At 44.8% G+C, this 12805-nt stretch carries 11 protein-coding genes, 1 pseudogene and 1 riboswitch; of the genes and pseudogenes, 3 read left to right on the top strand and 9 right to left on the bottom strand.

Features of this window, described 5'->3' with window-relative positions; genetic code table 11:
- Positions 1-452 precede the first annotated feature (452 nt).
- From SK36_RS06385 to SK36_RS06375, 4 genes are all read right to left on the bottom strand, one after another.
- Positions 453-1406 carry a hypothetical protein gene (locus SK36_RS06385; RefSeq protein ID WP_048221067.1) on the bottom strand — a complete coding sequence of 318 codons (954 nt, stop codon included), beginning with the start codon at positions 1404-1406 and terminating at the stop codon, positions 453-455.
- 31 nt (positions 1407-1437) lie between these two features.
- On the bottom strand, positions 1438-1701 hold the full coding sequence (locus tag SK36_RS23420) for a hypothetical protein (protein WP_075261764.1): 264 nt from the start codon (positions 1699-1701) through the stop codon (positions 1438-1440).
- A gap of 121 nt (positions 1702-1822) precedes the next feature.
- Positions 1823-3127, bottom strand: coding sequence for a site-specific integrase (locus SK36_RS06380; RefSeq protein ID WP_048221066.1), 1305 nt, complete (start codon positions 3125-3127; stop codon positions 1823-1825).
- Between the two features lie 67 nt (positions 3128-3194).
- A riboswitch (TPP riboswitch) is annotated at positions 3195-3290 on the bottom strand.
- A gap of 119 nt (positions 3291-3409) precedes the next feature.
- A complete protein-coding gene (locus SK36_RS06375) occupies positions 3410-3616 on the bottom strand; it encodes a hypothetical protein (protein ID WP_045444908.1) in 207 nt (68 codons plus the stop codon).
- Positions 3617-3892: 276 nt separating this feature from the next.
- On the opposite strand from SK36_RS06375, the gene SK36_RS24610 reads away from it, so the two are divergent.
- On the top strand, positions 3893-4951 hold the full coding sequence (locus SK36_RS24610) for a hypothetical protein (protein WP_156184439.1): 1059 nt from the start codon (positions 3893-3895) through the stop codon (positions 4949-4951).
- 109 nt (positions 4952-5060) lie between these two features.
- On the opposite strand, the gene SK36_RS06360 is transcribed toward SK36_RS24610, so the two are convergent.
- The 3 genes and pseudogenes from SK36_RS06360 to SK36_RS06350 all read right to left on the bottom strand — a co-directional run bounded on the left by SK36_RS06360 (position 5061) and on the right by SK36_RS06350 (position 7464).
- Positions 5061-6200, bottom strand: a complete 1140-nt coding sequence (locus SK36_RS06360; RefSeq protein WP_048221063.1) for a M20 metallopeptidase family protein — start codon at positions 6198-6200, stop codon at positions 5061-5063.
- Between the two features lie 18 nt (positions 6201-6218).
- Entirely contained in the window at positions 6219-6677 is a 459-nt protein-coding gene (locus SK36_RS06355; RefSeq protein WP_045444921.1) for a hypothetical protein, read from the bottom strand.
- Positions 6678-6679: 2 nt separating this feature from the next.
- A pseudogene (locus SK36_RS06350) lies at positions 6680-7464 on the bottom strand (DUF3100 domain-containing protein).
- A gap of 339 nt (positions 7465-7803) precedes the next feature.
- Here SK36_RS06350 and tdcA point away from each other — a divergent pair.
- On the top strand, positions 7804-8742 hold the full coding sequence (gene tdcA, locus SK36_RS06345; RefSeq protein ID WP_045444927.1) for a transcriptional regulator TdcA: 939 nt from the start codon (positions 7804-7806) through the stop codon (positions 8740-8742).
- Between the two features lie 170 nt (positions 8743-8912).
- A complete protein-coding gene (locus SK36_RS06340) occupies positions 8913-9245 on the top strand; it encodes an RcnB family protein (protein ID WP_136345384.1) in 333 nt (110 codons plus the stop codon).
- 67 nt (positions 9246-9312) lie between these two features.
- Here SK36_RS06340 and SK36_RS06335 read toward each other — a convergent pair whose 3' ends face one another.
- Entirely contained in the window at positions 9313-10296 is a 984-nt protein-coding gene (locus tag SK36_RS06335; RefSeq protein ID WP_048221060.1) for a fimbrial protein, read from the bottom strand.
- An 11-nt stretch (positions 10297-10307) separates the two neighbouring features.
- On the bottom strand, positions 10308-12791 hold the full coding sequence (locus SK36_RS06330) for a fimbrial biogenesis outer membrane usher protein (protein ID WP_048221059.1): 2484 nt from the start codon (positions 12789-12791) through the stop codon (positions 10308-10310).
- Positions 12792-12805: the final 14 nt, after the last annotated feature.

Genomic DNA, 12805 nt, shown 5'->3' with positions numbered 1-12805 from the left:
GTTAACTTAACTTAAAACAACTATGTTAATCACCGCTGCTAAACATTATAGAACTTATCATGTAACTTTTAGGAATGGTAATTTACAAGCCCAAAGCGTGGAGCAATGAGGATTGTTCAGCTCCTATATAGCTTGTTGAAAGGTCTGCTCCTAGCACAAAAAGGTCCTTCTGTTCGGTTCGTTCCAGTACTTGGACGACACGCGAGAATCGTAACTTTTTGCTGGAGTTTATCAAGTAGCTTTGGGCAGTATGAAAATCAGTTATAGCTGGTCACCTCACTTCAAATGGGATACACGATGGGATACATTGTGGGCTACAACCCGCATTCCACCGCTTCCGGTGCCTAATGAAATGGGATACAAAGCTGGCTTATCGGTCAGCTTTGTGCTTAAAAACAACTCTCTGAACAGAGTTCACAAATTTGTGAGATTCAATCGTAAATAGTCAAAAACTACTGCTCAATGCGATGCGATAGCATATAATCTTTAATTAGGAATTCATCATATTTAGCGGGTAATAGAGCAACTTCCCCCCATCCAAGCTGAGGAGTCATATATCCCATCCCAACCTCATCAACCTGGCTGTAAAAAAGGACTATCCGACCAAGGTTTTTTTCATTGAAAAATCCTCTTCCATCAGCAGTATCGTTAGTTATTCTTATTCTGAAATCTTTAAATGATGCTCCTTGTTTGATCTTCAGCCAGACATTACTGTGACCTGAAAACCTTTGAATCTTCCAAAACTCACCAAAGTAGAATGATGACTCTGTGCAACCCTCTTCTATATCGTTGATTTCTTTTAACGAGTCACACAACCTATAACGCTTAGCTCTACTGTCCTCACCAACAAGGTAGATCTCTCGATAATAATTGTGATCAAAATTAACGCACAGGGACTGCACACTTGTTACCTGACTGGGAACCTTGAAAGATTCGCCATTATGGCGTGAAATGGGCAATGAAACCTCTTTCCCATTTTTTCTCTCGAAATGCGAATCAATAGGTATTTCGTCATTTTCAGAATCTATTCTGGGGTTATTGTCTGGACGGGATTCAAGAAAACCGCTTATGACGATAAGCTCCTCGTCTTCAACTGCTTTTTTTGCATCTTCCTGAGATGAATATTGTTTGTACTGAATGGGCCCACATCTTAAGCTACAGAAAGGCGCATTATCATCTTTAAGATGTTTATAATAAGCAGGAACTTCGTTCGTAGTCATCCCCTTATCGGGATCAGCAGGTACTCGGGTTATATGTTCATAGCAAGATGGGCAGAAAAGATATCCTTTCATATATAGCGAGTAAGCCAAAGGCTCAACGGTATTTCTTTTGAGAGCAAGGAGCGTATGCTCACCTTTAATCCAATCGGAATCATAATATGCGTAAGCGATTCTTCGAATTGCCATCCCATCTCCTTGATAAATATCACATTAATAGTTACTTATTCCAATATGACGATGAGATACCGTCAAGATAGCCTTGGGCATAGGCAGCATGGGGACTCTTGTGCCGAACATTCCCTGCTTGGCTTTCTGGAAGGGAATCTAAATCAATATGAAGGGTTTCATCTCTTCTTGTTCCCGCTTGGTATCCTCTTTCATAAGCACAACCACAGCACTTATGTCTTCCAATTCCCCCTTGATCATCAGGCAGTTGTTCAAAGAAATCCCAGTAACGATGTTCATCTTCACACTTAGCCATAACCCCTCTTTCCTTCAGCAAAGTAAGTATTAAAACTATATGAATACCATCACTACACTTTTCAAGACAAATCCTAAAGACTTTTTGATCGCCATCACAAATAGATGAAAATTAATCCGTATTACGTCCAACACAGTCCGTCAATAACGTAACAAACTGAATTTAGTGGGAATGTGTGCAGATAGCGCTGTGTGATCCCTGCTCCGCTTTTCTCGTGACCGACCACTTGTTGCAAGTGCGCTAAGTTATCAACCCAGCCAGATAAACAGGTTGAAATCATGGTATGCCGGAAACTATGCACCAAACGGCGCTGCCCGTAGTCATCCTGATACGGAATTCCAAGCTGATCACGAACATCAGCTAAAACTTTGCCGATCTTCGTCATGTTCGTACCTGCCACTTCTGAAAAAATCCGCTCTTTCCACTGGCGATCAACGTAATCCATGAAACCCCATTCGATTAACTTAGGATGGATGACTACCTGTCTCGTAGCGTTCTCAGTTTTCCCCTGCCCTCCTTCAGCAATCAGAAAATAGTAACGCTGGCTATCTTCGTCAAATTTAATCTGTGACTTCTCCAGCTTTCCTATCTCGCCTCTTCTCGCTCCCGTGTATGCCAATAACAACGTGATCCATTTTTGCCAGTTATCGGGCTGCTTAAGCGCCCACCCTACAAACTTTTTCATCTCAGCTGTACTGTATGCGCCAAATCTTGCTTTCGATGGTGCAGCCACTACACCATCAGTTGGCGACTTCAGCAAAACGTCTTTACTTTCAGTAAGAAAAGTTTTGAACAGTGATTTGTAGAGCTTTAGATGTTTATGGATGGCTTCAACCCCGACCAGTTCATCAGCCGGGACATCGTCACATTCGATCAATTGCTGAATGGTCATTGAGCGATAAGGCTGTACAACTCGCTTAGGGAGGTTCTCAACAACTTCCATCACCTGTTTAATGTCTTGCTTGGTGATAGCCGCGACATTAGTTTCTCCGCCCAAGACAGTTAGCAACACTTCCATGTAGCGCTTATTTGCCATTGAGATCGATTTCGTCCAGTTTCGCCCCTTTTCGTCTTTGTACATCGCCCACGCATCCGAGAGGGTTAGCACTTTTTCCGGTTCGGCTGGCGGTTGAGATTCCACGATTTCAACAGGAGGAGCTATCTGCTGGTGGGGCAAAAGTGGATTTCTCACAGCCTTGCGTTCTGACGCAATCAGATTAGACAAAAATGATTCGAACACGAGGAGCGGCGTAGAAAATGATTTAACAAAAGGAATGTGTGGCGTAACGCCAATCATCAAAGCAGATGCTTCACGATAGCTGTCAGTGAGGAGGGATTTCTTATACATCCTGCCATTTGAAAGCCGGATTTGAAGGTAGTAGTTGCCGTTTCGCTGAAACGTGTATGGAAGAGTTTTGTACCCCATGAATACACCCTTTTTGTACCTCAAGTACATTACGCACCGACAAAAAGAGAGTCAATCTCATGATAAGTAGGCCGAATTTCGGCCCCCTACGCTGGCATTATCCAGATCAGGTGGTACGGGTATTTCTCAGCCTTCACAAGGAAGGGCACCCCGAGTCGTTGTCACATGAAATTTTGTAACACTGGCAGCGTAGAGGAAGTCGTTTGCTGATGCAAGTCCTTGCCAGATATCCCATCTTTATATCTGATACAAGCCAACAGCAGAAACATCAACACCTAATAATCACTTATTGTTAGCATTCCTGTTTCTGTGAAAATCGAGACGCGCCAGAAAAATTTCTTTTTGTTCATCGGTCATATTCCCGGCGACTTCCTCGGGACTCAATTGAGTCCCGTTTGATTCCATCATAACCAGGCTACGCGCGATGAAATCCAGCCCGGTAAAAGTTTTGGCACTGTCGAATTTTTCAGCGGTGAGCGTTTTTGACATTTTGGCAGTTTCCTTACATTTTATGATGCGTCTTAGTCTGATAGTACATCGTCAGGCTTAGAAAAATGCTCAGTGGCTCTCAGTTCTGTTCTACCGAACTCACTTTGATACTTAGTAAAGAAGCGAAATACCTAAATTTATCGCCCTGAACGTCAAAAATAACATTCGCAACGTCTCACATCTCCATTCATTCATTTGAGATTAAAAACAACTCGCTTTTAAGTTTCCCACTGGTTCTGTCGTTTTACTTCCAGAGATAAATTGGAAATTTAAATCATGATGACACCACTTCGTCCAGCCAGGGCCATTGCTCAGCGTTTATTTGTTGGCTCACTGCGCTCGGCCTTTTCATCAGAAAATGCAAATGGCAATAAAACCGTACAAACTGACAGTGCCATCGTCACATCAGTTGTTGAGATAGCGGAATCTTCGCTACAACCGCCTCAACCGGAAACGATAAAAAGAGAGGTATTGCTGGCAGCGACAAAATATCTTCTGGATGAGGATATTCAGCCTGAACCTGAACCTGAACCTGAACAGCATTATTCAGCATCTCCATCGCTGATAAAATCCACTCGTTTGCAATTAGCACCGCCGCCAACAGCTCCAACATTACCAAACCGGTCCCCTGCTCCTTCAGATAAAATATCGCCACAACCCGCAACGCCAGACCGCAGCCAACCCGCTGGCACTGAAAAACCTGGCATAGAGGGGGGCAAGCGGGAACAAACTGCGGCCCCCATTGTGTTAACGGGTAAAATCAGTACGTTGAGGTTACCAGATGAAACTCTTGCCGCTTCTCGCCGCTCGCCCGAACTCGTCACCACACAAGCACCGATGACTCGTATAGCCACTGACAGTTTGTCGGTGACAACAGAAAGTACTCAGAAGCTCCCCCCGAATGAGGAAAACCAGCAACCCATTCAATTTCCGGCACTATTTTCCAGAATAAAGGTTCACTCCACTCAGGAGGCATCCCCTTCAGCCAATCCTGAAAAAGCAGGAACGGCGGAATTTCCAGAGATAAAAGAACAAACGGTGCTGGTCAAAGAACGACGCGAAAGTACGCCATCTCAGCGCCCTAAAGAGTGGCTCGATATATTGGATAAGATGCAACAGGAAGAGACAAAAATGTACGAATCTCGCAATAGTGCCAAAAAAACGCGCAAAGAAGAGAACGCTCATAACGGTGAAATGCCCAAAGGCGAGTATTACCCTTATCCACCAGCAACGCAGCAGGAAAACACACTATCCCCTTCCAGTATGTTGCATCTTCCCATTATAGCCGGGTTCACTTTTTTAGTCGTGACGGTACTGTTTCTTATTCTGAATTAACATAAACCCCTGGTTATGCTTTCTCTGAGAATAAAATCGGCGTTACTTTCACTGAGAAATGAGGCCACAATTGTAGCCTCTTAAGTATATTAGTGGGTTGCCGGGATCTTCACAAACCAGCAAGCATGGCAAACAGTGTGGCACCAGTAAGAATGCAATTCTCATTAACAATAAAGGGATTAGAATGCAGCGGGTTGCTAATTCCTTTGCTGTGATCGCCACTGCCAAGAAAGAAAAAGGCACCTGGCTTTTCTTCCAGGAAAAACGAGAAATCCTCAGATCCCACCATTGGCGGATGCCCGGTCAGGACATTTTCACTCCCAAGGAACTGACGGGCAATATCTATCAATTTCTGGGCCTCTGCTGGATGATTACTGATAGCCGGGTAACCCTTCATTTCAAGTTCTGCTGTATACCCTCTCCGACGAGTCTCCTGAATTTCTTCCATAAAATGCCGAATCATTGTTTTTTGGACATCTTTATCAAATGAACGAATAGAACCCTGCAACTCTGCCGTTCGGGCTAAAATATTGGGCGCTTCACCAGCTTTAAGCATACATGTGGAAATCAGTGCGGCTTTGTTGGGATCAACGTGATCAGTAATAATTGCTCTGAACTCATTCAGCAGACGGACGGCTTCCGACAACGCATCCAATCCCAGATGCGGGGCAGAAGCATGAGCACTCTTGCCTTCAATCATCAACCTGAACTGATCGCCGTTAGAGGACATGATGCCCGGACTAATGGCTATCTGACCGCAATCTATCTGCGGGTCATTATGCAAACCGTAAACCTGATCAACTCCGTCCAGGCAACCTTTCTCGATCATTCCTTTTGCCCCTCCACGGAACATTTCTTCCGAAGGTTGGAACAAAAAGCGTATGTTAGCCTTAAGGTTCATCCGCTGATCGCTCATGATCTTCGCGGCAGTCAGTGCGATAGCCATATGCAGATCATGTCCGCACAGATGCGCAGCCCCAGGATACTGAGAGATAACCACCTCACCGGGTTTTTCTGTTGCCGGTAAAGCATCCATATCAGCGCGGAATGCAATCACTGGAAAAGCCGTATCGACATATAGGTCGGCATAAAAACCCGTATGAAAACAATCAGTAACTGTATACCCCATATCTTTGAGCTGATGAATACAAAAACTCCGGGTTTCACATTCCTCTCGGCCCAGTTCCGGGTACTGGTGAAAATGTCGACGCATGCTGATGCCGTAATCAAGGTAGGTTTGATATTCCATAATTTACTCGCTTGTTAATCAGATAATGCCCTGGATGTTCAGGATGAACTGGGCCACAAAAGCAGCACCGAAGAAGGCGGTGGTAAAGACCAGTAATGAAATGATGACAATGCGCCAGCTGAGAGATTTCAGTTTGTCGAGACTGTTTCCAACAGACAGTCCTGCGAACGCCAACAAGGGTGTAGTCGTGGCCAGAAAATCAATCCTGTTGGTGTAACGCATGAATATTTCACTCACCGGTGAGTATGGAATGCTGAGTAAGAGTGCAATCAGTGTGGCCCATGCAAATGCAGGAAGCGGCAGTCTCGGCAGCCAGGCTTTGATTTGCAGTGATACCAGAATAATGGCCAACATCATCAACGCACCGGGGATTGCAGCCAGTGGGGACATCCCTTTTCCAACCCACTGAGCGACCAGAACCAGGGCAATGCACGGAATAATGATGCGGGTACTCGCAAGGTGTTCTTTAAGTGTCATGGTTATTTCTCCGCTGGGATCTGGGTATTTTTATGAGGTAACACGCGATACATCAGGTTACTCAGGGGAAGAGCTAGAAAGATCAGTGCATACATACCCGTGAATGCGGCCAGCATGTTACTTGTTGCAGCGAATGCCAGAATTTGCGAGGACATTGCAGGTACGGCGGCGGCAAGTGAGGCGGAAGCTGCGGCCATCATACTTCCGGAGCCCAGTCCACAAGCGACAGCCAGAGATAAGGGGTTCAGTCCAATTTGCAGCCCTAATGGACTAATGATCCCGAAATAGACTGTTCCGATAACCGAGCCGACGAGGTAAGTACCAAGAACACCAGTGCCTTCCGGACTCTCGATACCATATTTTTCGCCAATAACGCCCAGTGAAGGTTCACGAGAAATACTTGAGCAAGCACCAATAGATTCCCGGCGCATCCCTAGCATCAGGGCAACTGGCATGGCGATTAACACTGAACCAAGGTTGCCAATTTCCTGGAGGATAAGAGCAGGCCCGCATTAATCACCGCCCTAATGTTTGGTCCCACCAGAGTGCCATATTTAACGCCCAGGGGAAGCAATGCCAGCATCACCACATTGCCGGTGATGCTTATTTCTTTACGAGAAATAAATCTCCCGAGTGGTTTTATATAGTTGCCCAACAAATCAGGGGTTATTATAACGCCAAGGATAACGGCGTAGAGCATCGGTAAAAAATTAATAGTTGTTTTACCGATGTGTATTGAAGTCACTCCAATCCATTCAGATACAACCACGATAATTAACACTGCCATTATTATTTTAACCAATGAACGTTCATTTTCACTTTTATCGTATGAACTCATGATCAGACTCCATGATAGAGAACTAAGGGGTACGGGTTTATCATGAAGTCAAATAATCCAGAGCATAAGACTGTGAAAAACTATAGTGATAAAAAAAAGTTATCACTGTTTCCGTTATTTTGATTTAAGTCAAAAATGAAGAAAAAATAGATATTATTTTACGAGTAAAATCAATACTATAAAGCAAATCGTTATCTGTATCACAAAATAAAAAAAGCCATTTTTGCTTAGTCTGCGCATTTGTTTTATGGGAATATAAGTATAATTACTTTGTATGAGATCTTATTTATGCATGCCCTGCCAAAGACACAATATTTTATCGTGTTTCAGGAAGTCGTTCGCTGTGGGAGTATCCGGGCTGCAGCAAGATCGCTGGGACTCACACAGCCCTCGGTCACTAAAACCATTCATGATATTGAAGACTATTTTGGTACAGAGCTAATAATCCGAAATAACACCGGCATTGAATTAAGTGATGCTGGCAAAATATTACTTCCGCATGCCAGAACGGTTCTTAAAGATTTATCGCTGGCCGTCAATGATATGCGCAGGATCCTCGATGAACCGGTTATGGAACTCGCTTTTGGATTTTCATCTCTGATCGGTTTTACCGCAATGCCGGATATTATTACGCAGTTTACCCGGCGCTATCCGATTGCTCAGATATCAATGAAGGAAGCCCAACTCTCATCCCTGCTACCGGATTTGCGGGAAGGCAGACTTGATTTCGCTATTGGAACAGTGACACCAGATATGCCAGTTCAGAATTTGTATGTCTGGCCACTCTTTAGTGCAGAGTTTGCATTCATTTCCCGGCAAGATCACCCTCTTGCAGCATGTGAAACATTGAACGCTCTGCGACAAGCTCGCTGGGTATTGCCCCAGACAGATATGGGATACTACCAGGCGTTGTCCGAGTTGTTAGAGCATAACGTCGTCAACACTGACCGGGTAATACATACTGACTCAGTGATCACTATTTTTAATCTGGTGATGCATGCTGGGTATATCACGGTACTGGCGCGAGCAATGTCATCCCCTTTCGAAGGATTTCAGTTGCGGGAGCTACCTGTCAGGGAAATTCTTCCTCAGGCCCGTTACGCCCTGGTTTGTCCCCGGAATAAAAGAATGAGTCCAGGTGTTGAGGCACTGGTTTCCGTTATCCGAAATTATGACTGGTCGCGGTTTGCTGGACTCAATGTTACGGAGAATTCTCCCTCATCCTGATTAGCCCGATTCAACGCCTTGCCGACCTACATCATGAGTGGCGTATCTCTACGTTTTTATTTACACTTTTTACGAAATTCTGGGAGTCATAACAAAATAGTGCTTGTCAGAAGCCCTGTACGATGAGAATGATACACGACTGATTTTGACGACCCGAATAAGTAGAGAGGATGGGTATGAAGAACAAAACGTTGTTGGGTGCATTATTACTCACGACCAGCGTTGTTTGGGCCGCGCCAGCCGCAACAGCTGCCCCCAAGGGGATTGATAAGTATGAGCTAAGTGGTTTTATTGCCGACTTTACCCATTTCAAGCCAGGAGACACAGTCCCTCAGCTGTACCGTACTGATGAGTACGCCATTAAGCAGTGGAATCAGCGCAACCTGCCAGCACCAGCCGCAGGCACACACTGGACCTATATGGGTGGCGCATATGTACTGATTAATGATGCCGACGGGAAGATCATTAAAGCCTATGACGGCGAGATTTTTTATCACCGGTGATAAAATACATACACGTACTTTCGGAATGAAAGTACGTGAGTTCACCAGACTGTCATAATAATATTAATTAATCATAGGATACAGCAAATATCACTTTGCTCTGCATTTCACCTGGTTGCAATGGTTCCTCTGCGACTCGCACGTACTTTGCGATAATCGGAAACGTGTACTGATTACTGACTGCTGCCATTTTAACAATCCTGTTCATTAATATATCTCCGCGTCTTAATGGCGTAGTCGCAGTGCCATTATATATCTGGAAGCCAACGCCTTTTGCACCATTAATGAAGGTATTTTTCAATATTGTACCACTCTCGTTCCAGTCACCACGTGAAACGATAAAACTTACCGGATTAGTAGTAACGTTGTACACACTATCGCAGTTCAATACCAGATTTGCAGTACCTGATTTGGTATTAGTCGTGCCTACTATGTCATTTAATGTGGTCTCTGGCATTTGGATTTTGTATGTAGATTCTGAAAACCGGCAGGTTGTAGGTTTGTGTGTCACAGTAAAATTAATATTCTGAGTAAAGGCTGAAGAGTTTGACAATCGTCCTGTAATCCAACAATAGAGATAACTTAACCAGTTGGATGTACAGGTGTTTTCTGAGGTAATGCTCACAGCGGGATCGCTCAGATTAAATGCATTGCCAGATACCGTCTGCTTTGCAGTTCCTGAATTTACATAAGATGCCGTCACTGTAAAAACTTTATCATTCAGTATTTCTCCGGCACTAACCGTTCTATTTCCTATGCTTACAGGAAAACCATCTCCGGTTAAGTTAATCTTAATTAAAACTCTATTACCACTACTACCCTGAAAAGCAACAATATAGTCCTGCAATGGCGTGGCGTAATATAAATTATCACTATTGGCATTGCATTTTATATTACCAGTAGCGTTGATATTTAGTTTCACTACCGCAACTCCTGTGGTCATATCCAGATTAACTACTGGCGTTGCCGAGTTTGAATTATCAAAAGTACACTTCGCCTGTAACCCAAAGGATGACAACAGCAAAAATATTAGACATATATACTCTTTCATATTTATCATCCTTACTGGCAAATATAGACTTTGCTCTCATCAATCATCTTCTCAAAGATAATTGTGCAGAATTGTCCCTGTTGTTTATTAACCGCAACACGTACAGAAGCAGGAATGTCGTCGGTGCGAATAAATAACCGACTGCCCTGGCCGACCAAACCAACGTTATTGCCGGTATTATCCTCCACTTCATAGCCAAACGATAATGGAGAACCGTCCGTCCGTTGAGCACGGAAGTTCCAGGATTTACGCCGGTCAGTTTCAAACTCCGCCATCACAACCGCGCCACGATAAGGCACTGTGCCTTTGTGATTTCCCAGTAATGTCACATCGCTGTTGCTGTCGGAAAGATCCAGCATCAGCATATTTTCGCGGTATGGAGTCAGACTGTCATAAACAGCATAGCCTTTGCTGTCCGTCGTTAAATAACGCTGTCCCTGCACCGCCGCACCCTGCAGGCCAGGGGCTTTTATAATGGCGAAAGTATCTGAAAGTCGGGGAGTTAGGGCGACACCATCAGACCACGCCACAATCCCTCCCTGAATATTGCCGCTGACCTGTTGATATTGATTCGATTGACTGTAACTGCCGCCGAGCGTCGCCACTGGCATGCGCCATACTAAACTGCCGCTCGCCGCGGTCTCACTTCCCTGCTGCTGATGACTGAAATTAGCACCGTAGCTGAATTGATCACGGTTACCCGCCACCCCACTTAAACTGGTGTTATTCGACTGATAGCCGTCATCATCGAACGTCGTTGAATTGGAAACAAACAGATCGCGCCGCCGAGTGGCAATCCCATCGCCCCAGGAGAATGGAATAGAGATATACAGGTTAAAACGTTTATCCTGACGGTTTTCTTCATCATACGTCTGGCTGGCAGATAAGGTATAACTGATACGTTGCCAAGTGTTCGAGTAGCTCAACTGATAATCTTTACCGGTTCCGCTACGGCCCCAGTAATCGCGCCACAGGCCGCTAACGGCCAGAAATCCCCAGCTATCAGGTAATGCCTGGTTGATGTTGAGGGAAAAGCTATTCTTACGACCAAAGTCATATTGGTAGTAGTCTGCAATGTCATACGCATCATTTTCGTCTCGATCATAACTATTTTTGTTATTCGCCCACACATGATCGTTGAAAGTACGGTAATCCCGCGAAGAGTAGCGATAGGCCGCCAGCGCAAACTGAGTTCCGGTCTGCGCGACATATTTGTTCCACGCGACCTGATAACTCTGCCCGTCAAAAACGCCGTTATCCTGTTCACTGTGTGAGCGAGTTCCATCTACCGAGATCGCACCAATCGGCGTATTCCATCCAGTACCGAGCACAAATGAATAGTAGTTCTCCGACAACATTGAACCACCATATGCAGTTAGCAGATTATTCAATCCATACTGATAACTACCCTGGATAAAATCAGACTGATTGCTCGCACCTTCAATATTGCTACGTCCGGCAGCGAAATCATATTTCGCTACCCCAGCCTGCAACATATTGGGTACCGATGAATAAGGCACCAGATAATGTCTTATCGAACCATCGGCCTCTTTCACACTAACATCCAGATCCGCGCCACCACCGGCAAGCTGCAAATCATCAATAGCGAAAGGCCCCGGAGAGACCTCTTTCTGATAAATAACAAAACCGTTTTGTTCAATAGACACCAGCGCGTTGCTCTGCGCTATGCCACGTACCACCGGTGTAAAGCGCTGTTTCGAGTTTGGCAACATTTGCATATCACGCCAGATACGTACGCCGCGAAACCGTACAGCGTCAAAAATATCCGAACTGGTATACATGTCTCCAGCGCGCAACGTGCTAAGGATCGACGGAATACCACGTTCCACATATAAGGTATTACTTTTCCACTCACCTCTGCCCTCGTTGCCTTTCGTATAGTTAGCATTCGAATGCAGCTGCCAGTCCAGTACGTTCAATCCGCTGTTCAGACTCACATAACTGCTTTTATCATCGCCACCATGTTTATAATTACTGTAATACTGGCTGGCATAATAAGAAGTGTAAAATGCGTTAATCCCTCGTTCCCAGGTTTCGGGAGGCATATAACCCGACTCATATTCATTCACATATGCCTGAGGCACGTTCAAATTCAGTACAAATTGCCCGATATCATACCCAATGCTACCACCCTGTACTGCCGCACGTAGCGGTACGCAATCTTCATTTTTATCAGCTTTAATACCTTCAGTACGAATACCAATTTGCTGCAACTGCTCCCATGATAAGCATGTCATCTCCGGGTCAGCTTTAATATTGATATCGTAATGCCCGCGCCACTGCTTATTTAGATAGACATCCATTTCATACATGCCGGGCATCGGCTTATCGCCATCAATCTGATAGTGAGAAATTTTCTCACCATTTAAACCACCGATCATAAAATGAGTATCAAACGATTCCTCTTCAGCCCATACGGCTGGATTCGTTAGCACTGACAAAATGGCCAGTGTAATAGAATTTATCTTTGACATAGCCAGTCCTTGAG

It is taken from the genome of Citrobacter sp. MGH106 (assembly GCF_001037495.1).
GTDB lineage: Bacteria > Pseudomonadota > Gammaproteobacteria > Enterobacterales > Enterobacteriaceae > Citrobacter > Citrobacter murliniae.
This window is presented reverse-complemented; position numbering and strand designations above follow the sequence as displayed.